Annotated in this window: 22 protein-coding genes, 3 tRNA genes and 1 other RNA gene; 11 read left to right on the forward strand and 15 right to left on the reverse strand. The window is 57.5% G+C overall.

What is annotated here, in order from left to right; translation table 11 throughout:
• The coding region (locus HIJ39_RS05095) for a GGDEF domain-containing protein (RefSeq protein WP_207711485.1) at positions 1–949 on the forward strand (949 nt) is incomplete at its 5' end.
• 133 nt (positions 950–1,082) lie between these two features.
• Here HIJ39_RS05095 and HIJ39_RS05100 read toward each other — a convergent pair.
• The gene (locus HIJ39_RS05100) at positions 1,083–1,340 is read right to left on the reverse strand and encodes a hypothetical protein (protein ID WP_169097394.1); all 258 of its coding nucleotides are present in this window, start codon (positions 1,338–1,340) and stop codon (positions 1,083–1,085) included.
• Between the two features lie 127 nt (positions 1,341–1,467).
• Here HIJ39_RS05100 and mntR point away from each other — a divergent pair, with 127 nt between their 5' ends.
• Positions 1,468–1,887, forward strand: a complete 420-nt coding sequence (gene mntR / locus HIJ39_RS05105) for a transcriptional regulator MntR (protein WP_169097408.1) — start codon at positions 1,468–1,470, stop codon at positions 1,885–1,887.
• Positions 1,888–1,944: 57 nt separating this feature from the next.
• Here mntR and HIJ39_RS05110 read toward each other — a convergent pair whose 3' ends face one another.
• From HIJ39_RS05110 to HIJ39_RS05130, 5 genes are all read right to left on the reverse strand, one after another.
• Entirely contained in the window at positions 1,945–3,234 is a 1,290-nt protein-coding gene (locus HIJ39_RS05110; RefSeq protein WP_169097410.1) for an Nramp family divalent metal transporter, read from the reverse strand.
• Between the two features lie 270 nt (positions 3,235–3,504).
• A complete protein-coding gene (locus HIJ39_RS05115) occupies positions 3,505–5,523 on the reverse strand; it encodes a prolyl oligopeptidase family serine peptidase (RefSeq protein ID WP_169097412.1) in 2,019 nt (672 codons plus the stop codon).
• On the reverse strand, positions 5,510–6,004 hold the full coding sequence (locus HIJ39_RS05120) for a (2Fe-2S)-binding protein (RefSeq protein WP_169097414.1): 495 nt from the start codon (positions 6,002–6,004) through the stop codon (positions 5,510–5,512). Before HIJ39_RS05120 ends, HIJ39_RS05115 begins: the two co-directional genes overlap by 14 nt.
• Complete coding sequence (locus tag HIJ39_RS24880; protein ID WP_169097416.1) at positions 6,005–6,883, reverse strand: FAD binding domain-containing protein; 879 nt, start codon at positions 6,881–6,883, stop codon at positions 6,005–6,007. It abuts the gene before it with no gap.
• Positions 6,880–9,162 (reverse strand): xanthine dehydrogenase family protein molybdopterin-binding subunit, encoded by a 2,283-nt coding sequence (locus tag HIJ39_RS05130; RefSeq protein WP_207711486.1) that lies wholly within the window; start codon positions 9,160–9,162, stop codon positions 6,880–6,882. The genes HIJ39_RS24880 and HIJ39_RS05130 overlap by 4 nt, the downstream gene beginning before the upstream one ends.
• A gap of 101 nt (positions 9,163–9,263) precedes the next feature.
• Between HIJ39_RS05130 and HIJ39_RS05135 the strand changes: the two genes are divergently transcribed.
• Positions 9,264–9,638, forward strand: a complete 375-nt coding sequence (locus HIJ39_RS05135; protein ID WP_169097418.1) for a response regulator — start codon at positions 9,264–9,266, stop codon at positions 9,636–9,638.
• Here HIJ39_RS05135 and HIJ39_RS05140 read toward each other — a convergent pair.
• Positions 9,608–10,501 carry an Fpg/Nei family DNA glycosylase gene (locus HIJ39_RS05140; protein WP_338055083.1) on the reverse strand — a complete coding sequence of 298 codons (894 nt, stop codon included), beginning with the start codon at positions 10,499–10,501 and terminating at the stop codon, positions 9,608–9,610. The genes HIJ39_RS05135 and HIJ39_RS05140 overlap by 31 nt on opposite strands.
• Before the next feature lie 24 nt (positions 10,502–10,525).
• Between HIJ39_RS05140 and HIJ39_RS05145 the strand changes: the two genes are divergently transcribed.
• The gene (locus tag HIJ39_RS05145) at positions 10,526–12,394 is read left to right on the forward strand and encodes a DUF4012 domain-containing protein (protein WP_169097422.1); all 1,869 of its coding nucleotides are present in this window, start codon (positions 10,526–10,528) and stop codon (positions 12,392–12,394) included.
• On the opposite strand, the gene HIJ39_RS05150 is transcribed toward HIJ39_RS05145, so the two are convergent.
• The 5 genes from HIJ39_RS05150 to HIJ39_RS05170 all read right to left on the reverse strand — a co-directional run bounded on the left by HIJ39_RS05150 (position 12,391) and on the right by HIJ39_RS05170 (position 14,352).
• Positions 12,391–13,059 carry a metal-dependent transcriptional regulator gene (locus HIJ39_RS05150; protein ID WP_169097424.1) on the reverse strand — a complete coding sequence of 223 codons (669 nt, stop codon included), beginning with the start codon at positions 13,057–13,059 and terminating at the stop codon, positions 12,391–12,393. The two genes, HIJ39_RS05145 and HIJ39_RS05150, sit on opposite strands and share 4 nt — an antisense overlap.
• 36 nt (positions 13,060–13,095) lie before the next feature.
• The gene (locus HIJ39_RS05155) at positions 13,096–13,944 is read right to left on the reverse strand and encodes an FTR1 family iron permease (RefSeq protein WP_169097426.1); all 849 of its coding nucleotides are present in this window, start codon (positions 13,942–13,944) and stop codon (positions 13,096–13,098) included.
• A 113-nt stretch (positions 13,945–14,057) separates the two neighbouring features.
• Positions 14,058–14,132, reverse strand: a tRNA-Val gene (locus HIJ39_RS05160).
• A gap of 49 nt (positions 14,133–14,181) precedes the next feature.
• Positions 14,182–14,256 (reverse strand) — tRNA-Ile (locus tag HIJ39_RS05165).
• Positions 14,257–14,276: 20 nt separating this feature from the next.
• A tRNA-Asn gene (locus tag HIJ39_RS05170) sits at positions 14,277–14,352 on the reverse strand.
• A gap of 144 nt (positions 14,353–14,496) precedes the next feature.
• Between HIJ39_RS05170 and HIJ39_RS05175 the strand changes: the two genes are divergently transcribed.
• The 4 genes from HIJ39_RS05175 to rnpB all read left to right on the forward strand — a co-directional run bounded on the left by HIJ39_RS05175 (position 14,497) and on the right by rnpB (position 16,558).
• Positions 14,497–15,078: a thymidine kinase gene (locus tag HIJ39_RS05175; protein ID WP_169097428.1), complete on the forward strand. Its 582-nt coding sequence runs from the start codon at positions 14,497–14,499 to the stop codon at positions 15,076–15,078.
• The gene (locus HIJ39_RS05180; RefSeq protein WP_169097430.1) at positions 15,018–15,695 is read left to right on the forward strand and encodes a tRNA (adenine(22)-N(1))-methyltransferase TrmK; all 678 of its coding nucleotides are present in this window, start codon (positions 15,018–15,020) and stop codon (positions 15,693–15,695) included. Before HIJ39_RS05175 ends, HIJ39_RS05180 begins: the two co-directional genes overlap by 61 nt.
• On the forward strand, positions 15,692–16,156 hold the full coding sequence (locus HIJ39_RS05185) for a ribonuclease H family protein (RefSeq protein ID WP_169097432.1): 465 nt from the start codon (positions 15,692–15,694) through the stop codon (positions 16,154–16,156). The genes HIJ39_RS05180 and HIJ39_RS05185 overlap by 4 nt, the downstream gene beginning before the upstream one ends.
• 55 nt (positions 16,157–16,211) lie before the next feature.
• Positions 16,212–16,558, forward strand: an RNA gene (gene rnpB, locus HIJ39_RS05190) — RNase P RNA component class A.
• A 277-nt stretch (positions 16,559–16,835) separates the two neighbouring features.
• On the opposite strand, the gene HIJ39_RS05195 is transcribed toward rnpB, so the two are convergent.
• Positions 16,836–17,684 carry a hypothetical protein gene (locus tag HIJ39_RS05195; protein WP_169097434.1) on the reverse strand — a complete coding sequence of 283 codons (849 nt, stop codon included), beginning with the start codon at positions 17,682–17,684 and terminating at the stop codon, positions 16,836–16,838.
• A gap of 686 nt (positions 17,685–18,370) precedes the next feature.
• Here HIJ39_RS05195 and HIJ39_RS05200 point away from each other — a divergent pair.
• Positions 18,371–18,724, forward strand: coding sequence for an ArsR/SmtB family transcription factor (locus HIJ39_RS05200; protein WP_169097436.1), 354 nt, complete (start codon positions 18,371–18,373; stop codon positions 18,722–18,724).
• A 7-nt stretch (positions 18,725–18,731) separates the two neighbouring features.
• Positions 18,732–19,373, forward strand: coding sequence for a cation efflux transmembrane domain-containing protein (locus HIJ39_RS05205; RefSeq protein WP_207711488.1), 642 nt, complete (start codon positions 18,732–18,734; stop codon positions 19,371–19,373).
• Between the two features lie 63 nt (positions 19,374–19,436).
• On the opposite strand, the gene HIJ39_RS05210 is transcribed toward HIJ39_RS05205, so the two are convergent.
• Together HIJ39_RS05210 and HIJ39_RS05215 are read right to left on the reverse strand one after the other, a co-directional pair.
• Positions 19,437–20,414, reverse strand: a complete 978-nt coding sequence (locus HIJ39_RS05210) for an inorganic phosphate transporter (protein WP_169097438.1) — start codon at positions 20,412–20,414, stop codon at positions 19,437–19,439.
• 20 nt (positions 20,415–20,434) lie between these two features.
• Positions 20,435–20,743: a helix-turn-helix transcriptional regulator gene (locus tag HIJ39_RS05215; protein ID WP_169097532.1), complete on the reverse strand. Its 309-nt coding sequence runs from the start codon at positions 20,741–20,743 to the stop codon at positions 20,435–20,437.
• Between the two features lie 367 nt (positions 20,744–21,110).
• Between HIJ39_RS05215 and HIJ39_RS05220 the strand changes: the two genes are divergently transcribed.
• Positions 21,111–22,373, forward strand: a complete 1,263-nt coding sequence (locus HIJ39_RS05220) for an MFS transporter (protein WP_169097439.1) — start codon at positions 21,111–21,113, stop codon at positions 22,371–22,373.
• Positions 22,374–22,416 lie beyond the last annotated feature (43 nt).

The following is a 22,416-nucleotide window of genomic DNA, read 5'->3' on the forward strand; positions in this document are numbered from 1 at the left end:
ATCCGGTACCGTTTCGCTGGAAGTGGAAGCCCGAGGACGCAAAAAGCATGGACGCTATTTAGGAATGGCTATACTAGCCGCGGGAGCCGTGGGATGGGGGGGCTTATTTGTCCGTCTGCATGAGACGGGCCTCATGGTCCTTGGGGTCGTGTTGTGTTTTGGCAGTGCCCTTTTAAGCTTTCTTCTCACGCTCGGTGGGCGCCGCGGCACGGGGGGCCTCTTATTGGTCGCCTTGGCAGGATGCGCTTGGGTATGGCTGGGGTGGGGGTCGACGGTGTCAGGCGTGGGTCGGGCGACGGTCGCGATAGGGATCATCTTGATGGCTCTCGCGGCAAGTGTCTTGGCTCCCAAGTCCGCCGGCCGGTGGCTGTCTTGGACCCCCTTGCTTGTCGGAGCAGGTATGGCCGCAGCCTTGATCTCTTCGGTTCCCCACCTCTTGGCCATCCTGGGCTGTGTTTTGGGCGTGGCGGCCTGGCTGTTTATCCTGTCGTACGCCAAAATGTCCGCTCTGCGTTCTGAGCCTTCAGGACGTCAAGCGGCCCTCGACTGGGGAGGTGCTCAACTTCGTCAGGGGCCCATGGGAGTGATGTGCGGTGAAATTGCAGGATTTGCCGGACTCACGGCCATATATGGCGAAGATGGCGCGGGACGGCTTTTATTTAGCGCAATTCAGGAGCTCGGACGAAGCGCCCGCCGGCATGACCGGGTCCTGTGGCTGGGCGGTGGTGAATTTCTCGTGCTTTTGCCGGGGAGCCCCTACGAGAGTGAGCGAGTCATTCAAAAGCGCATTATCGCTGTGCTCGAGGGTTTCGGACCATGGGGCAGCGACGTGGATCTGGGCTGGGCCTGGGGGGCAGCGGGAGCATCGTTTGAAGAGGTGTTAAATGAGGCCGAGCGGGCGATGCACGCGATCCGGTCACGACGACGCGCTGCATCGAATCATCTCTGATGGGGTGCGGCTGCCTGTTGGACCTCCAGGGTCCTGGAGATTAGGCGACAAAAAAGGGGCGGGCGTCCGCGTGAACGACAATAACGTTCGCCCTATCGCCCCGGGGTTCTTGACAACGGCTCCCCAGCGGAAATCAATCGCCTTTAGGCAGCGACGCAGCCATAGCGTCAGAAATTTGGGGATGGTCGGCCTCGGAGAGCTCGGTGAGATCGTCAGCCGCTATCCACAATTTCAATTGGGGCCCGAAGCGAATCATGATGCGCTCGGCCTCCGCAATCCATTGGAGATAGGAGAGTGCCGATATTGCCTCAACGGCGTCGCCGCGGCGAAGCGCGCCCGCCACTCGGCGAATGAGTTCACGTTTCAAGCCATCCATCAGCGTCCGATTCATGCCACACCCCCTAATCGGTTCTTAACATCGTTGTATGTTAGATGTTCGAAAAGGGGACCCCGGGCGCGGAATGAATCCCGAACCACGGCGTATGATTAACAAACCGGAAAATTCGGGGGAGATGGTCATGTCTACGCCGAGCCAAGAGGATTACCTGGAGGCTATTTGGGTACTGACCGATCAGAAAGGGTATGCGCGCGTAACTGACTTGGCGGAACGGCTGGCCATCAGTCCGGCTTCCGCCAGTAAAATGGTGCGGCGGCTGCATGAGGCTGGCTTGCTCACCTACGAACGTTATCGCGGATTTGCCTTCACCCCCGAGGGCAAGCGCCAAGGGCGTCTGCTTTACGCCCGCCACCAGATATTGGAACGTTTTCTTACGCATCTAGCCATAGGCACTGCCGAGGATGTGCATCGGGTGGTTGAAGGCATCGAGCATCATTTTGACGTTTTGCGGCTCAACCAAATCGAGCACTTGGTACATTACATTGATGCGCATCCCGAATGGTGGAACCAATTTCTAAAAGACGGCGGACCAGAGGAATAGCGCCGGGAAGGCATAAAAAAAGCCTCATCCGTTCGAGGACGAGGCGACGGGGTGGGATCAGAGCAACCCGCCCACTGTCTGCACAATCAGGGTTGCGTTCAGCACTAGAATCAAGGCGGCGCAAGCCAGCGAGGCTGCGGTGACATATCTTCGGTTGACCAGGACTCCCATAATCTTCTTCTGACTGGCAAAGTAAATCAGTGTGACAACCGGCACGGGAAGGACCAAACTTAGGATCACTTGGCTGATGACCAAGGTGGTTGTAGGATTGAGGCCCAATGCCACGATGATGACCGTGGGAAGCATGGTGACCACCCGGCGAATCCAGACCGGGATAGCAAATCCCACAAAGCCCTGCATGATGACTTGCCCGGCCATCGTGCCCACGGCGGAACTAGAGACGCCCGACGCCAACAGCGAGATGAGGAAAACAGCCGCCGCCATCGACCCTAAAATAGGTGTCAAGGTCTTATACGCCATGGGAATGGTGGCGATTTGAAAGTGGCCCGTGCTGTGAAACACCGAGGCGGACATATACAGCATTGCCATATTGATGAGCCCGGCTAATGACATGGCCAAGATGACCTCTTTCTTGCTAAATCCGTAAATCTTAATCTTCTCCTCATCATTGCGCGGCACAATCCGGCGTTGCGTCAGTCCAGAATGCAGATACACGACATGCGGCATCACGGTGGCACCAACAATGCCGACCACCAGCAGCATGGCGCTCGATCCATGAACCCACGGCACCACGCTGTGGTACAGTACCGAACCCCAAACGGGGTGGGAAAACCACGTCTCGGCCGCATAACAGGCGCCAATCAGCGCCACCAACAGGCCGATGAAAATCTCCAAGGGGCGGAATCCGTAACGATCCATGGATAGAATCAGATAGGTCATGATCCCAGTGATCACGGTGGCGATCAACATGGGAATTCCCACTAAAAGGTTGAGCGCCAAGGTTGCTCCCAAAAACTCGGCAATGTCGGTTGCCATGGCGGCAATCTCGGAAAAAATCCACAACACAATCGACACCGCGTAGGGAAACCGTTCACGGCACAATTCGGGCAGACTCTTGCCGGTGGCAATGCCCAACTTGGCGGACATGTTCTGGATGAGCATCGCCATGAGGTTGGCCAGCACAATCACCCACAAGAGCTTATATCCAAACTCGGATCCGCTTTGGATGTTGGTCGCATAGTTCCCCGGATCAATATAGGCAACGGCCGCAATGAATGCCGGGCCCAAAAAGGGTAGCAGAGCTCGAAGACCACGGCGGTTGGAAGACAACACGTGCCGTGCTTGCAGGACAGCCTTGGATTCTTCCGCCTGTTGCAATGCACTCATGGGGGACACTCTCCTTGCGTCTGGATGAATTTCTTGCGTTAATCACACACACTGGTCTCAAGCTCACTTTTTCCATGCCATCCTACGAAGGCGGGAAAAGGGGGGTGAGTGTATCCCTAGGGAAATATGACTGGTAATATTTGGGGATGTCCGGCCGGAACAACGTCTCTTGGACGGGCTAGGTGGCGAGCTTTTCGTCAAACGGGCGAAAAAGAGCCCGGATATCCGGCAGGGGTGGAGCCGGATTCCGGGCGGGCGGTGATGGACTCTCTATTCGGCGTTGGATCCTTCAAGATGGTAGGCTAGAAAGGTCCAGATATCCGCTTCCTCCTCGAGCCAGGTCTCCACGGATTTTCCTACCCCGTGGCCGGTTTTTTCGGCCACGCGCAACAACACCGGAAGTCCGGAGTTGGAGGCCTGCTGCAGAAGGGCCGCCATTTTTCTGGCATGCATGGGGTCCACACGACTGTCCTCCTCCGAGGTAAAGAGAAGGGTTGCGGGGTAGGGCGTGCCGGGAACCACCCGGTGATATGGCGAATAGGCATAGAGCCAGGAGAACTCTTCAGGGATGTCAGGGGACCCATATTCGGCTGTCCATAAATCGGCAATGAGAAATCGGTGGAAGCGGACCATATCCAGCAGCGGCACCCCGATAATGGCGGCCTTCGCCAAGCGCGGGTTTTGGGTAATGAAGGCCCCGGCCAGGAGACCCCCATTGCTTCTGCCGGAAACGCCAAGATGCTCTGAATCGGTGTAGCCGGTTTGGATTAAATGGTGGGCGGCAGCCTCGAAGTCGTCGAATACGTTTTGCTTGTGCTGACGCATGCCCTCTTCGTGCCAGCGCTTTCCGAATTCGCTTCCACCTCGCAAAATGGCTAACGCGTACACATTGCCGCGTTCAACCCAGGCTTGCACTGATGGCGAATATGCGGGCAGATTGGCGACATCAAACCCGCCGTAGCCTGAAAGGACGGTGGGGGTGGCGCCATGTTGGACAAATCCCCGGGGTCGCGCGACATAGACGGGAATGCGCGTGCCATCCCTCGATGTGGTCCATTCCTGCACGACCTCGATGCCGTCGACCGATGGGGCCGCTTCCGCCCAGAGGGTCTCGGTCAAATCGCGGTCAAAGATGACGTGGATGCGTGGTGGCATGTTGAAGCCGGAGACGCCATAATATGCGGCCTGGTGCGCGGTCCTGAGCCCGCCGAGACTGGTGCCTTGGGGTAAAGATTTTTCGGTTTGAAGGGTCCCGTCGAGATTGGTCACCATCAACTGGGAGGCCGCTTGGCGTAACCGGTGTATGTAGATATGCTCTGGGGTAGCCACAGCGTCAACGAACGGGGCACCGTCCTCGCCCCGAACGAGTGTGCGGTGGGAGAAGGTGTTCAAATCGATTTCAACGATCCGGCCGTTGTCGTCCTCGAAGTTGGTTAACGCCAAGAGCCGATCATTGGCCCACATCGGCCAGAGGGTCACGTCACCCGCGTCAAAAATCAACTGGGGCTCCGCTCCGCTCGTCCGATCCATCAAATACAGCGTGGTGCGGCTCCAGCCATAATGGAGGCTGACGGCCAGATATCGCCCCGAGGCGGACAGGTGAAGACCGGGCATGGCCCGTTTGTCGTCGGGAGACTGGAATATCACGGCGTCGTTTTGATAATCGGTCCCTAAACGATGAAAAAAGACGCGGGAGTGATAATGCTCGTCGCCCGGGGGCACGGTTCCGGGGTCGGGATAGCGTGTATAGTAAAAGCCATCCGAGCCGGCTGGGAAGGCAATGCTCGAGTGTCGGGCCCGGGGAATGCGATCGGCCAAAAGCCGCTCCTGAACGACGTCGTAAATATGCAAGGTTGACCATTCGTTGCCGTGCCGGGAGAGACCATAGAGCACATAGCGACCGTCGTGGGAGGTATCGGCCCAGTCGACATGCATCGGCTCGCCCTTCCCCTCACGATTGGGGTCTGCCGCCGTCAACTGTCGGCCCCGATATTCGGCGTATAGTACGGCCTGTTCCTGGCCCGGATCCCGACGTTGAAAGATGATGGTTTCCCCGTGTCCGTGGGGAATCCCGAGATCCGGCATCGCTCGTAATGCGGCCAGGCGCGCGCGAATGGAAGCCCTCCCGGGATATTGGGCCATCACCGATTGTGTGAAGGCTTTCTGCTCAGCGACCCACGCACGGGTCGCCGCGTTGTGTCCGTCTTCCAGCCACCGATAGGGATCGATAACGGCCTGACCATGAATTTCCTCAACCACCGGCTTCGCTTCACTCTTAGGATATGTCATGGGATTGGCCTTCGCGACGCATGCTGGCGGCGGCTCGTTCCACCGCGTTGACAATGTGCTGGTAGCCGGTGCAGCGGCACAAGTTGCCAGACAGCGCTTCTCTAATCTCTTGACGCGTTGGGTTGGGATTTTCGTTTAGAAAATGGGCGGCCGTCATGAGGAAACCGGGCGTACAAAACCCGCACTGCAGCGCATGTTCTTGCCAGAACGCCTCTTGAACCGGATGCAGCGACCCGTCAGGCTCTGCCAAGCCTTCGACCGTCACAATCTCGGCCTGATCCACGCTGACGGCCAAGGTTAGGCAGGAGCGCGCTGGACGGCCATTAAGGAGTACCGTGCAGGCTCCGCATACCCCTTGTTCACAACCCAAATGCGTACCGGTTAGTCCCAGCCGCTCACGCAATACGTCGGCCAATAGCCAGCGAGCCTCCACCTCCACGTGGTGGGTTTGGCCGTTGACAGTCAAGGTGATTTCAACCATTTAAGAATTCCCCCTTTGAGCAACACTTTTCTGATGCGCGCGGTCGAGGGCCTGAATCATCAGCGTTTGCGCCAACTGCCGCCGGTAATCGGCGGTGGCGTGCAGGTCATCGGCGGGATCAATTTGGCGCGCTGCTTCCTCAGCCAGGTGCGTCCAAAGGTCGGGGCCGGCGGTCTCGCCGCGGGCGGACTCTTCTAGGTCAAGGCTCCGCCAGGGGACATCGCCGACACCACCGAGCACCATGCGCACCACGGACACCCGCCCGTGTGCATCGCTGTCTACCGCTGCCGCCGCAATGGCCAGGGCAAAGTCGCCGGAACGGATGGCATACTCTTCGATGGCTGCTGGCAGCCGGGAGGCCCGGGGAAATTTCACTGCCGTCACCATTTCGTTGGGCGCCAGGGCGGTGATGAAGTAGCTCAAAAAGAATTGGGAGGCCGGCACGACCCGGGTTTCGCCCCGGGAGGCGACGGTGAGCTCCCAGTCGAATAGTGCTGCCAGTACAGGAAGCTCGGCGGCGGGGTCGGCGTGCGACAAGCTGCCCCCGATTGTGCCGCGCGTACGGATGGCGGGGTGCGCGATGAGGCGCTCCGCCTCGGGGACAACAGGACAGAATTGGGCGATGCGGGCATCCTGTTCCAATTGGAAATGGCGCACTAACGCCCCCACCATCAACCCGTCAGGGGCCTCCTGGATTTGGGACAACTCGGCGAGGCCATTGATGTCGATTAAAGTACTGGGTTGGGCAAGCCGCATGTTCATCATGGGGATGAGGCTTTGCCCGCCCGCCAACACCTTAGCATCCTCATGCGCTTCGAGTGCGGCTAGCGCCTCCTCAAGGGTTTGGGGGCGGACGTATTCAAAGGCTGGCGGTTTCACTCAGCATGACCTCCTTGAAGGGCGGCCAGGGCCTGGTAGAGGCGCCCGGGCGTGATGGGGGCGTAGTCCAAACGCAAGCCAAGATCGTGAAAGGCGTCTTCAACCGCCGAGAGCGCAATCGCTTGCGACGGGATAATCCCGGCTTCGCCTACCCCTTTATAGCCCGACGGGTTGCTGGGAGCGGGGTAGTCTCGATGATGAATTTCAATGTCGGGACTCTCCTTGGCGCCCGGCAGTCGGTAATCCAGAAACGAGGTGGTGAGAGGCTGGCCGTCCTCGTTGTAAATCATCTCTTCATAGAGGGCGCTGCCCAACCCTTGCACCGTGCCGCCGATTACTTGGCCATTGGCCAATAAGGGGTTCACAATGGCGCCCCCGTCATGGACGATCACATAGCGCTCAATTTTGATGTCGGCGGTCTTTTCGTCCACCCGGACAATCAGGGCGTGAGACCCAAAGCCGTATGTGGGGGTGTTCGACCCAAACATATCCTCATGGGTCAGTGGGGGCTCACCGAGCTCCTGAAGCCGCTCAGCTATTTGAGACCAGCCGAGGGCCACACTGGGGACTCCTTCGACATGAAATTGTCCTTCAGCAAAGGTGAGGTCGTCGGCGTGCGCCTCGAGGATGCGGGCCGCAGCTTCTTTGGCTTTCGCAATCAAGCCGTCGCCGGCTTTCTTGGTGGCATTGCCGGCCATGATTATTGTCCGACTTCCGAAGGTGCCGATGCCTTTGGCAATGCCGCCGGTGTCGCCCTCAACCACCTCCACCTGATCGATCGCCAGGCCGAGGGTATCCGCAGCGATTTGCGCCAAGGCGGTTCGATGGCCCTGGCCTTGGCCGGTTGCGCCGGTGCTGAGCCGTATCCGCCCGCCCGGAAGGAGCTCCATTTTGACGCCTTCAAAACCAAACCCGGCTGACACCTCCACGTAGTTGGCAATGCCCAAGCCGAGACGTATCCCCTGTTGGCGGGCTTCCTGCTGGCGCTGCCGGAATGCCTCCACGTCGACAATCTCGAGCAGATCGTGAAAGGCTCCTGGAAAGTCGCCAGAATCATAAACCACATCGGGAATGCCGATGGCGTAGGGCAAATCGTTCGGGCGGATGAGGTTCTTCATACGGATGGCGATCCGGTCCAACCCGAGGGTATCTGCGGCGCGGTCCAGCATGCGCTCAATGATGTAATGGCCTTGAGGCCGGCCCGCCCCGCGATAGGGGGCCTGCGGCACCTTGTTGGTGAGCACGGTGCGCCCGTCAATAAAGAGATTGGGAATGCGGTAGGGGCCCGGCAAGTTGCGGGCGGTGGTGCGCGCCACAATCATGCCGCCGCCGGGGTAAGCGCCATTGTCTTGATAGTAGGTGTCCACCAAAGCGACCAAGGTGCCGTCTTGATTGATGCCCAGCGCCACCTCGTGCACCTGCTCGCGTTCTTGATATGTTCCGAGAAATTCCTCAAAGCGATCGCCGGCCCACTTCACCGGATTGTTGAAGTGGACGGCACTCCAGACCACCAGGGCTTCTTCAGAGTAGGTGCCATTCTTGACACCAAATCCGCCACCGACTTCGGGCGCCACCACACGAATGTGATCGGGCGGCATTTGAAGAAACTCCGCGATGCGCTCCTGGGCGCGATGCACGGACTGTGTGGCATCATACACCAGAAGCTGGCCGCGCACGGCATCATAGTGGGCGGCCACCGCCCGCGGTTCCATGGGCTGGGCGCTGACGCGGCCCAACCGCAAGGTGGCGCGAATGATGTGATCGGCTTTTTCCAAGGCTTGCAGCGAATCGCCACTCTCATAATGCACGTGGTCAAGAATGTTGCTGCCGAGCTCCGGATGCAGCACCACATGGTCCTTGGCGGCCTCCTCCACCTGGGTTAACGCATCAAGAGGCTCGTACTGCACCGACACCAGTTCGACAGCATCTTCGGCGAGATAGCGATCCTCCGCCAGGATCACCGCGACCGGTTGTCCCACGTAAAACACTTTCTCATAAGCCAGGGGTGGGGGAGCAATGGGCGCCATGCCGGGCAATGGGCGCTGCAACTCGGGGAATTGTTCCGCCGTGATGACCGCCCTGACACCTGGGGCTTTTTCCGCGGCCTTGATATCGATGGAGCGAATAATGGCGTGGGCATGGGGCGACCGAACCAGTGCCATGGCCCATTGGCCCTCAAAATGAATGTCACTCACATATTGACCTTGACCCTGAATCAGCGCCCGATCCTCAACTCGTGGTACGGGTCGGCCAACCCAGCGTTCTTTGGGGATGGACATGCAGCGTCACCTCACTTTTCATTGCCTCCATTATAGCCGGACGCGGGCGGGTAGGGGCGTAATCGCTCACGGTCCCGCGAATCTTCTGATGGGAGGTGGCGATGATGCAGATTCGGGTGTTGCTGGTGGACCCGTCACCCACGTATTCCCAGGTTGTTCCGTGGGAATTGAATGGCGGCGTCGATTTGGTGGTGAGAGGCGTGTCTCGTGGTGATCAGGCCATCATGTTGATGTCTCGCTGGGTGCCGCATCTGGTCATTATCTCGATTAATCTCAGCGACATGTCGGCCATGAAGCTGGCTGCGGAGGTCGAGCGCCGCTTTGGGATTAAGGCTGCGTTAATGGGGATGTACAAGCCGGAGTGGTTGCGTCAGGTCAAAATGCCCTGGATCGCCAAAGATCGGCTGACCGCTCAGCTTTTGCGGCAGGAAGCGCTTGACCTTCATCAGGTTGGCTGGCAGTCGGAACACCAATAGGCGGTACGTCCACCAATGGGACCCTTGACGACGATGCCGCCGTTTCCGCACGCTTTGCCTTCTTGATAGTGGACCGCCAACTGGGCTCGGAATCCCCCGGTTACCTGGTCTCCCTCATAAATGGGGGGACCCACGCCCCCCGCGTCGACCGCTTTCTCTAAGACTGTGGGAAGCACGGCACCGAGCCTCTGCCATTGAAAGTCCGTGAGGCTGGACGCTGGCTGGCCTGGATAAAGACCGACATCATAGCAGATCTCATCGCTGTATACATTGCCGATTCCGGCCACAACTTTTTGGTCCATCAGGCACGTTTTGATGGGACGGCTGGAATGGCTATAGGCGGACTGGAGGCGATCGCCGTTGTATGTGGGTGAGAGCGGTTCCACTCCTAAGTGCGCCCAGCGTTGACGGAGGGCACCCGGGCTGAGGAAATCCAGGCGTCCCAGTCCGACATGAAAATTTACGCGAAGGCCATCTTGCAATGTTAGGGTGACGGGAGCGGGTTGAGCCTCGCGGGAGATGCTAATTCGCCCGCCCAACATCAGGTGGATATAGAGAACGCGAAACGTGTCGGGCGCTCTTTCGAACCCAATCGCCAAACTCTTTCCGCGTCGCTCGATAGACTCAATAGGGGAGCCCGCAATCGCTGGACTTGCGACTTCAGCGGGGCAATTGAGCCGTTTAGGCCATTCAGCGATAATGGACTGTGCCGTCTTACCAACAAGGAAACGGGACAGTTGGCGCCGGTAGTTTTCCATTTCCGGAAGTTCAGGCATGGGGAGAGGATGTGCGCTGGCGCGGGATTTATGCAAGAATTGACGAGGGTTACTCGTTAACAAAAAGGATTCATACGTGAGATTCATACGGGACACTGGGGAGGGACGCGCATGGCCAAGGATGACAGACCGCCCAAGCGGCGGCGTGTACGCCGGCGCATGCGTTGGGGCCGATTTTTTGGGTTCCTTATTTTTTTAGGTGTCGTTCTTCCGCTCCTAGGCTTAGGATACGGCGCCTGGCGTCTGGACAGCGATGTGCATGCGCTGAAAAGCGATTATCATGCCCGAAACTTTGTGGCCATGGCATCTAGCTTACAGCAAGCCGGTGGCACGCTGGGAATCATGCGCAGCGCCTCATTGCTGCTTGGCTGGATGGATGCCGTGCCAGTGTTGCGTGGGTACTATTTAAACGGCATGAGCGTGTTGACGGCAGCCCAGATGGACGTTCATGCCTTTGGCGACGCTATTCCGCCGGTGTTGGACGCTGCTGAGGGCGGCGGAAGTTCCGCCGCGAAGACGGCTCGGGTCAGCCAAGCGGTTTCGGCCGCGGGGCTGAAAATGCAGCAGTTGGAGCCGCAACTGCTTGGTGCCAACCGCCAAATTCAAAGTATGAACGCCCATCGCTGGCCCGGGATCTTAAGCCGCAAGGGGCTCAGCGTTCCGGAAATCAAGGCCGTCAGCGACACCTTGATTCGCATGCTGCCAACCATGACCGGACGGCATCCCATTTTGGCATCGTTGATGGGATTTCCCAATCCCAAGCGGTATCTCTTGATCTTCGAGAACAGCGGCGAATTGCGGGCGACCGGCGGTTTCATGACCGCCTTCGCGTATGTGCCGTTTCACAACGGCAAGCTGGGCAAGATTACCTCGCAGAATATCCAGACGCTCGATACCCAGGTCACCTATCGGCCGACGCCGCCCACCGTGGTGGGACTCTATTTGCCAGTCCTCTATTGGCATCTCCGCGATGCCAACTCGGCGGTGGCTGGCACCAACTTTGGCATGCCGGATGTGCCGGAGGCGGTGCACAATATTTATCAATTCTATAATTCCATTCCCAATGCTCCGCCGGTCAACGGGGTGGTGTTCATCGACACCTGGTTTGTTGACGACCTAATTGGCGATGTAGGCGGGCTAAACGTGCCCACGCTGCGGGGCAAAACAGTTCATCTGACGGCTCAAAATGCCAACTATGAGATGGAATACATGGCTGAGGGGCTGGCGTTGCCGGCCAACGTGCGCAAGCTCTTCATCGGGACGATGATGAAAGAATTGATGCATGACGTGTTCCATGGCCACACCTCGGAGCTGCTCAAGGTGGCGGGCACGATCAGCCTGGCGCTTCGCCATGAGCATGTGATGATGTACTTCAATAACCCCAAGGCCGAGCAGTTTGTTGCCAATCAGAATTGGGGAGGCATCATTCCCCAGCATGTCAATGGCGACTACGTCGAGGTGATTGACGAAAACTTATTAGGCCATAAGGACAACTACTGGATGCACGAGTCCTACGATGTCAACATCAAGACGGAGAATGGCCAGAACATCGAGACGGTGACGGTTCACTGGAGAGAGACGGGAATCGATACCGGAAAACCGCCCTATCTGGTGGTTCCGTATCACAGTTGGGTCTCGGTATTTGCTCCACCCGGGTCGACGTTAGATTCTATGACCGCGACCGCGTCGGGTGGCAATGGCGCCGGAGGCGGCATCGACAGCGGCATTCAGGTGACCGACGATACTGTGGTCAACAAGGTGGAATTTGGCGCTCACATGAATCTGCCGGCGCGACTCAGCAAATACCAACCCGATGCGACCGGTACGTTAGTTGCGACCATTACGCTGCCCGCGGGCGTGAACATTAATCATATTCTGTTGCAGAAACAGCCGGGTCTTAAGGCGGAGCCGGTGACGGTGACCGTCAACGGGGCAACCCGGCATATTGTTCTCAACTCACGGACCTGGTTGACCTTTTAAGCCTCGCGTACGAGCAATTGCGCGGCAACGGCTTCGGGCACCTCAATGGGGACGCCTTGAATGGTCACGCGCCGGTCGCTTTCCAAGGTAAAGGAGACGCCTGGCAAGAGGCCGGCGTCTTCTACCCATTGGAGTCGTTCCTCGAGACCTTCCAATTGCTCATAAATCCGGTCGACGCAGTATCGACCCGGTTGCGCACGCTCTAAAGGAATGGCTGGCAATAAGGGGAGGGGTTCTGACGCTAGACCGGGAATAGGATTGCCATGCGGGCAGGTCAGTGGACGGCCCAAGTCTTCCCAGAGAGCTTGCTCGACCCGCTCGGAGAGGGCGTGTTCGAGGCGCTCCGCTTCGCGGTGGGCCTCAACCAAACTTAATCCTAATTTGTCAGACAGCCAGCGCTCCGCCAACCGATGGCGCCGCACAATGGCTTCCGCGCGCGCCCATCCTTGGGCACTTAAGCGCACTTCAGGCACACGCGACAACAGATCGCCATTCTTCTCCAACCGGGAGAGTGCCCGAGACACACTCACGGGTGTTACCGCCAAATACTCGGCAATGCGGGCTGCCTGTGCCGGACGACCTTCGGTGGTGAGCACGAAGATCGCTTCCAAGTAGGATTCGGCCCCTGCCTGGGATGGCTCTATGGGCTGGTTGGTCTTCTGCATGGACTCCCCTCCTTGTATTTCTCTGATACGGTTCTCTCAGATTTTAGAGGATGCGGCGTCAATTTGGGTACGATTTTTCGACCGTAAGGATGTCGGGCGGAAGTACCGCCAAAAGCCGATGATGAGGTACAGCACATAGGCGCCGAATTGCAACCCGGTGGGTTTGGCGGCATAACCGATGAAGTTATGCAAGATGTCCCCTAAAAGACTGTTTTCGTTAAGAACCCCGCCAGTGTTCCATAATGCATGCGTGAGCAAGGGCAACCAACCCAAGGACTGAAAGTCTTCAATTCCGTCGGCCAACAGAGCGGCACCAAACACCAGCAACAGGCCGCCCAGCACGTTGAAGAAAACTGTGAGAGGAACCCGGCGGCCCATGCCGAAAATGGTCCAATCCACGGCCAGTGCCAGACCCAGTCCGATAACGGCTCCGATTCCAAGATCGAGAGGGTTGGAGTGGAAGGCAAACGCTAGGGTAAAGAAGACCGTTTCCAAGCCTTCGCGCCCGACGGAAAGAAAGGAAAGGCCCACGAGCGCGAAGAGTGTTCCCTTGCCCAAGGCGAGTTGAATCTGCCGTTCCATGGAAGCCTTCATGGTACGCCCCTGCGATTTCATCCAAAAACTCATGCCGGTGAGCATAATGGTGGCGATGAGGTAAGTGGTGCCTTCCAAAATGGTTTGCATCCGAGATCCGTCATACTGCCGGATAACATGGTACAGCAAGAGGCCTACGGCCAAATCAAGCCCGGCGGCAAGGCCCACGCCAAGCCAAACTTGGCGCGTTTCGCGGGTATGCCCAATCTTGTGCAGGTAGGCAATAATGATGCTGACGATGAGGCTGGCTTCTAGGCCCTCGCGAAAGAAAATAACGATGGCGGGGAGCATTTGGCACCTCCTGACTGAGTTAACCCGTGCTAACTATTATTAATATGGGGTTAAGGGGTGTCAAGTGCATCCATGACAACAAAAAACCCGCATCGCCCTGATGCGGGTGAAAATGGTGGGCACGGCTGGACTCGAACCAGCGACCCCCTGAATGTGGGTCAGGTGCTCTACCACTGAGCTACGCGCCCGTGTCCCTGAGACGTTATTCTATCGAGTTCCATGCGGGCTGTCAATGGATGGTGGGCCCAGCAGGATTCGAACCTACGACCAACCGGTTATGAGCCGGCAGCTCTACCGCTGAGCTATGGGCCCGTACGTTCGGACAATGAAAATGGCTCCTCGAGCAGGACTCGAACCTGCAACCACCCGGTTAACAGCCGGGTGCTCTACCAATTGAGCTATCGAGGAGTGTCACCGACAACGAATATCTTATCATGCGCCTCTTCGGGCGTCAAGGCGTCCAGTCCAGAAAATGATGGAGAGAAAAAGAAACGCGCGGACAGGAATCACAAGAAACGCTGTCGAAGTTTGGAACGAAACGGGGAGGCGCTTATGGCGGGACTAATTAAGGTCATCACAGGCGAAATGTTTTCCGGCAAATCCGAAGAGCTGGCGCGGTTGGTGGAACAGTGTCTGGCCAATGACCATCGAGTTCAAGTTTTCTATCCGGCGATGTCTTCACGGGGCAGCACACGCGACATTGAGCAGCGGCTTGAGCCGCACGACCACCTGTTAGTCCAAGCGGTGCCTAATGCCGATGCGGAGCAAATGAGTGCTTTGGTGGCGCCGACCGCCGACGTGATTGTGGTCGACGAGGCTCAGTTTTTTTCTCCCGCCATCGTCCGCGTGGTGCGGGAATGGCGGCGTCGCGGCTGTTTGGTTTTGATTGGCGGGTTGGATCAGGACTATTTGGAGCATCCTTTTGGGTGCATGGGCGACCTGATGTGCATTGCCAACGAAGTCGTTAAATTTCACGCGTTTTGTGCCGCGTGTGGCGCCCAGGATGCCTTCATCTCCCACCGGATAAGTGCTGAAAGTGGGCAGATCGCCGTCGGGGAGAGCTACGTGCCGTTATGCGAGGATTGCTATGTCAAGACTCTGACGCAACGGGAGGAGACGGTATTCGCCGACTGAGTCCGCGCCTAGAATTAATCCATAGCTGGTGCGCTCCTTACCGGGTGGTGGCTGATATTGGCGCACATGCGGGGCTCTTGGCCCGTCGTTTGGATAAGGAAGGGCATCAGGTAACGGCCACGGAAATCACCCCGCACGGCTACGCCATGTTGCGTGAGAGTCTCGCCGGTACATCGGTCGAGGTTCTCGCAGGGGACGGTTTGGAGCCTCTAAAAGGCCGTTCCCTGGATTTGCTGGTCATTTCTGGGATGGGCTACGATACAATTTTAAAGATTTTAGAGAGACTTCCGGTGTTGTCCAAACAGCCACAGATTATCGTTCAGCCCATGCAAGGGGCGTTTTTGATGCACCGCGCGATTGCCGACCGGGGTTGGCACGTTGTGAAGGCGGATATTGCCCTTCAGCGTCGTCGTCTTTATCCGGTATGGTTGCTGAATGTTTCCACTGCGACGTCGAATCTTGAGGATCCGTTGATTCCCACGGAGTTTCGCGGCTCACCCTATTATCGGAGCTTTTTGGAAGCCGAACTGGCGTTTCGCCAAAAGGCAATACCCATGCATCCCACGGCAGCTCGCGAGAACCAACGCATTCTTGATGAATTGGAGACAATAACATGACTGCAAAACAGTATCAGGTTTATACCGATGGGGCATGCCAGAACAATCAGGCACCTGGAGGTCAGCCGGGAGGATGGGCGTGCGTGTTTGTGGACGGTCCCAGCTATTCCGGCTTTGATGCGAAAACCACCAATAACCGGATGGAGCTTACCGCTGCCATTGAAGCGCTGAAACATACCGAGCCGGGTGCAGAGATCACGGTCTACAGCGATTCGGCCTACGTGGTTAATGCTTTTTTGCAAAATTGGTTTAAGGGATGGCACCAGCGAGGCTGGAAGAACGCCAAGGGACAAAGCGTGGAGAATCAGGATTTGTGGCGCGAACTCTATGCCTTGGCGGCGCAGCGCCGCGTCACCTGGGTGAAGGTGAAAGGGCATGCAGGCAACCACTATAACGAAATGGCCGACAAGCTGGCCGTTGAGGCGATAAAGAAGGCGCGCGGCGAAATTGTCCAGCCGTGACGAAAAGTGGATGGCCAAAACTTATGCCATCGTGTTATAATCATGGTCCGACATGCGAGTTGGCCAGACGATCGCGGGCAACAGTCCGAAAGGCGTTGTCTGAGGAAAGTCCGAGCTGCATAGAGCAGGGTGCTGGATAACGTCCAGTGGGGGCGACCCTAAGGAAAGTGCCACAGAAAACAAACCGCCTTCTTTGAGGGTAAGGATGAAACGGTGCGGTAAGAGCGCACCAGAGGCCAGGTGACTGGTTTGCTTGGTAAACCCCACCCGCAGCAAGACCGAATAGGGGGAGGATGAGGTTGCTCGCCGACTTCCCGGGTAGGTCGCTTGAGGTGTCCGGTAACGGGCATCCCAGATAAATGATCGTCCGTGACAGAACTCGGCTTATGGCCAACTCGTCGTGGCGCACATGCTGGCTTCTGTCGCGAGACGGGAGCCGGCTTTTGTCGTATTCCCAGCCCGAGCGCAGCACCAAAACGGTGGCCGAGAGTTCAAGCCCGACCGAGCGTCATCTTGCGAAGAAACCCGTGAACTCCTGCTGCACCAAATGCTAGTAATCCTATCCTTTGGATATCGATGTTGGTGCATGATCTCGCGAGGTCCTGTTCTCAATACGCGACGTAGAGCCGTGCGACTTTGGACTGACAGCTCAGGACAGAGATGGGTGGAGACCAATTGGCTAATGCTTCGACCATGTGAAAGACTCGGCTAGAGTAATCACTTGATTCGTCGAGAGGCCGCGTTCCCTCAGCGTAACCAGGTAGTAACGGCGTTGATGAATCATGCCTAGGGTCACTTCAGTGAGGTTCGGTGCAGGGGTCCACCACGGCTGATATTGGACGATGACCGCCGTGCCATGCGAGGTTCCTAGAGCTTCTTCTTGGCTGAAGCCCCCCTCGATTTTTACACGATGCACGCCGGTAGCCGGCTGAATAGTGAGGTCAAGATAATCCCCCTGACTCGGCGCAAAGTTGGGGCCGCTGAATTGGGTGTAGGCGGGATCAGACACTTCAAGATGAGATGAAGGTTGGAAAAGTTCGTTGCCGGATAGCGTACCGCCTTTATCGGAGACCATCGCCGCGCGCATGCGCCATCCGGAGGGCAGCGACGAGAATGTGAGAACTTCTGTACCCAGGGTGCGCGCCAGTGCCCTTGCACTTCTCTCGACGGGGACTTTGGAGACGGTGAACGCGGTCCCATGAGCAAACTGCAGCGTTTGAACGGCGTCCTTGGGCAACTTTGCGTAAGCCCCCCTAATAGCACTCGCGTGGTGTTGAAAGACCTCGCTCGATGGCTGTGGTGTCAGCGCTTTCATAACCGGAGCCGCTTCCTTCCGGGTCAAGGATTTCATGGTTACCAAAATCCGGCGGTTTCCTGAAAAGAACGCCACTTGGTTCGCAGCCTTTGGAAAGTTGGCTGGTGCGGACGAGGTCGTTCCCAGTACGGGCGCCTGTTGTCCACACCCAGCCAAGCCTAATGATAGCGCCAAGGCGCCGCTGCCGATCATCAACAGGTTTCGTAGTGTCATTGTCTCCGCCGACTCCTCACAGCTAACGTATTCTTTGATAGAGTACCGCAGATTCGACAAGAAGTCCTCGTCGGAAGCCCGGGAGCCGCTAATCGCCGTGTTTTTCGCAGGGGCCCGATCAAGGTGGGTGTCGCTCCCGATGCTTGAAGCATCCCAAGCAGCGAGAGCAATGCAAAAGGCACAGCCATCCAACCCTCTATTTCATCGCTGGCGCCGATATCCCGTCGCCGCCCACTAACGAACCATTGTACGCCATACGCCGTCAGCGCCACTGCAAACAGGTATCGCGGGCCCTTCGGCGGGTAGACTCCAAACCAATGCAGACCCATCATAAGGTAGCCAGCCGTTATGAATGACATGAAGCCGCCCATCCAACACCCCATGACCCACTTTCAACATCCCGGTGTTTTTTGGGATGTTGAACGAGAGCCGAACCCCCTTGTACTCACCAGTGGAATCAATTGGCGACTGAGTAAAACCCCTCACCGTGTTCATGATCATGGGAGAACAAACACGGCAGTCTTGGCCACCGTGGGCAGAGCTCTAGGTTCCGTTAATCCTAAAAGGCGGAGGTGTGGTCCATGGAGGGCGTCCACCACGGCAGCAATATTTCACAGAGGCAGTGGCGCTTCCGCGGCATCTTCATATCATGCTGTGATGACACGATAATGTGTGGGGAGGTCCGAATGAGCGTCTCAAGCGATACCGCATTAGCCGTGCGGGCGAAGTTCTTCCGTGGATTGGCTGATCCGTCACGACTAGTTCTGTTGTTAGCTCTTCAAACCGGTGAGAAAACGGTCGGCCGGCTGCGAGATGAAACCGGATTGTCCCAGAGCAACGTATCCAATCATTTGGCGTGTTTGAAGGATTGCGGACTCGTTTTGAGCCGTCAAGAGTGGCGGCATGTGTATTACCGTATCGCCGACGCTCAGATTCTGAAATTGCTGCACCTGGCGGATGCAATCGTCGCGGCTAATGCGCAGCGCATTGCCGATTGTGTGAATTACCGCATCCCTGAGCAGGACGAGGAAAGGATGTGAGGGGCCTGTGGCGACGTCGGCTCATGCAGTGTCGCTCCGTAAAGGGGTTCACATTGAATTGTGGTCTATCGCGTGGATGATCGTGGAAGCGGGCGTGGCAATAGCCGCCGGGATGGCGGCACATTCCCTGGCGCTGGTGGCGTTCGGGGCCGACAGTGTTATTGAACTGATCGCCGGGGCGGTGCTATTGTGGCGACTTATGATGGAATCCCAGGGGGCGAATGGGGTCCGCATCCAACGGGCCGAACAGCGGGCTTCGTGGGTGGTGGGCTCTGCCTTGCTATTGCTGGCGGCCTATATCATTGTGGCGTCGGCGGTCAAACTCGCGACGCATACGGGAGCCCAGGCTTCGGATTGGGGGATTGTGCTGGCGGTGGCGTCGGGTATCATCATGCCGTATTTATCCAGAGCGAAAAAGCGTATTGGTTGGGAGATTGGCAGCAACGCACTGCGGGCTGACGGCTCCTGTTCGATTGTCTGTGCGTACATGGCCTGGACCGTGTTGCTAGGGGTCGTAGCCACAGCGCTGTTTGGTTGGTGGTGGGCGGATAGCATAGCATCGCTGGCCCTGGTGTACTTCGTGGTGAAAGAAGGATGGGAAGCCATTCAAGAAGCCCGAGGAAACGCCGACGCGTGCGGGTGTGGCTAGCATGTTTTGGCGCCTCGCGCAAGGGCTATAGAAATTCTGGGCAATGACGCGCCGGAGCGGTGACTACAGCGCAAACCACACTCCCGCTAATTTTGCCAACAAGAACGCGATGACAATGCCAGAGACAGGCGCGATCATCCACCCTTTTATGATGTTAGAAATCGCTTTCCACTCGATGGCGCCCGTTCCCCGGGCTACGCCAGCCCCCGTCATCGCCCCAACCAGTGCTTGATTCATCGAGGTGAAGAAGCCGAAACTAACGGCCAGGAGCACAACCAGCGCCTGGACCAATTGGGCTGCACTGGCCATGGAGAGATCGACATGGACAATATCAAAGGCGACTTTTTGCAATAAGGGCTTTCCCCAGGTAAGAACGCCAATCAATAGACCAATGCCGCCGATAACGCCGGCCGTCCACACGCTGAAGAGATGGGTCATGATGAAGACCCCGGTGGCATTCGAGACGTCATTGGCACCCATCGTGAACGACGCGCCTGCACCGACCACCACCAGAATGGTGCTCAATGTTCGTAGAACCCTTGTTTGACGCGTATTGTCCCCGGGTTTAAAACCGACGATGCGGTCGAGTCCGTGCGTAAATAGATACCCAAGCCCGAACGCGACCGGCGGAGCCATCACCCAAATCACGGCGAGTTTCAACAGTGTTAGCCAGTGAACCGCGATGCCCGCCCCAAGCGCCATCCCTACCACACAAAAAACCAGAATCTGAATGGTCGATGTGGGGATTTTCCGGGCGGTATAGATGGTGGTCAGCAAAAAGGCTGCCACCACAATGACCAGGGCGGCAACTACCGTAACGTGGCGCGCGTCCACAATGTGCAACCCTACGGTGGATTCTACGCGATGGCTGGCAACAGCCGCGCCCGCGAGGGCCAGGACTGCCATGAGCCCCAACGCCGGCCATAGCTTAATGGATCGGGAACCATAGGCCATGCCCATGCACGCACCCGTATAATGCGCCCCAATACTCCACGCAAAAGCTAGTACAATGACGACAAGAATTCCAGCCTCCAGGGACATTTCCATTCCTCCCATCGCGCCTAGTCGGCCACTTCCTGGAACAATTCGCGGGCCTTCTGTCGGGCCTCAGCCAAGACTTGGGCACCCTGCGGGGTGATGGTGTAGTACTTTCGGATTTTCCCGTCCACCAGGCGATCTTCACGCGACAGTAAACCCTGATTCTCCATGGAGTGCAGCAGGGGATAGAGCATCCCCGCGCTGAGGTGATATCCATGGTTCGCCAACTCGTCCAACATCCAGAGCCCGTAGATGGCCTCGCGGGAGGCGTGGTGAAGGATATGGATTTGTATGAACCCTAAAAACAGCTTTCTGAGTATGCGGTCCTCGATGACGCTTCCTCCATCGAAACATGATATCGGATTTCGATATCAATGATATCACGACAGAGAACAATAAATTAAGATCATCGGGCCGGGAAGGAGAACCCGATCAAGGGAAAGGAATCGTTGGGGTGTTGATGCGCAGGTGTTGTCTTTTGCACAGCGCATTCCTAGAGCGCGTCGGAGGCAAAAGAAAAATCTGCTCACAACGAGCAGATGGAAACATTTGTACTCAATAATGGGATCCGTCAAAATACGGCTCCTTTTCTTGCCTTTCGATTATTAGTCTAAACCATCCGAAAATATAAGTCTACCCTGGCTCCTAATTTTCGATTACCATAACCGCACTCGGCCGGGAATCCATCATGAAGGGGTCATGTCAACCGTGGTTAAATCGCTGTTTACCACGGGCGCCCTCGCGCGTTCGCAATTCCGCTGGTTCTATATCGGGCGCAATGTGTCCCTGTTTGGCAGCGGCATGACGCCGGTCGCGCTGGCATTTGCGATACTTCAGGCTCGTCATGGGCAACACCTCCTCGGGTACATAATGGCAGCGGAAATCCTCCCCAATGTCGTCATGCTTCTCTTGGGAGGGAGTGTGGCGGATCGGTATCGTCGGGATCGTTTGATTCTATTTGCGAGCCTCGGATCCGGCTGTACCCAAGCGGGCATCGCCGCTATTGTTCTCACGGGAACCAGCCCGTACTGGATTTTCCCTCTGGCCGTGACGAATGGAATCATCAGCGCGTTCAGCGCTCCAGCCACCCGGGGTATCGTTCCGGAATTGGTTGATCGGGCAGACATTCAAAGAGCCAATGCGTTATTGAATGCTTCCCGGAGCACGGCCAAAATGGTGGGGCCGGCGGCTGCTGGCGTTTTGGCGGCGACCATCGGCGGCGGCTGGGGTATCGCTGTCGATGCCCTGAGCTTCTTCATCGCATCCGCTTGCATAGCTTATGTGCGGATCCCCTCCCGTCCCACGGCATGGCCGGATTCCTTGGTGCACCAGATGCGGGCCGGCTGGGCGTATTTTTCTCGTAGACCGTGGATTTGGACCATTACCGGGGCATTTGCTGTCATGAACCCGATACAAATGGGCGCGTGGCGGGTTCTTGGCCCTATCATCGCCCTGCGCACCTTTGGGCCAGCGGATTGGGGCGTGGTCCTCAGCTTGCAAGCGGCGGGCCTGCTGGGAGCCAGCTTCGTGATGCTGCGGGTCCACTTCACCCGGCCCCTCCGGGCAGCCATGGCGGCTGAAGCCCTGGTTGGCCTGCCCATGATGGTGCTAGGGATCGGGTTGAGGGTGCCCTGCCTCATGGCCGGGGCTATCGCCGCGGGGATGGGATCCGCCATAGCGGACATCGCATGGAATACCTCCTTGCAGCAGGGAATACCGAAGGACAAGCTGTCGCGCGTCATGGCATTCGATGATTTTGGCTCCTTTGTGGGGATTCCCATCGGTCTAGTGCTGGCAATCCCCGCCGCCGAGCGGTGGGGATTTAGGACGGTAGAGACCGCTTCCGGCTTGGCCTGGATCATCGTGGCGTTGCTCCCGTTGGCATTGCGCCGGGTGCGCCACCTGACGGCATCGGACATTCACGCGCAGGCGCTGGATTTTCAGGACGGATTGACCGAATAGAGGCCAATATGCCCCGGGCCCGTTCGCGTATGAAGTGACGGAC

It is taken from the genome of Sulfobacillus harzensis (assembly GCF_012933365.1).
Classification (GTDB): Bacteria; Bacillota; Sulfobacillia; order Sulfobacillales; family Sulfobacillaceae; genus Sulfobacillus_B; species Sulfobacillus_B harzensis.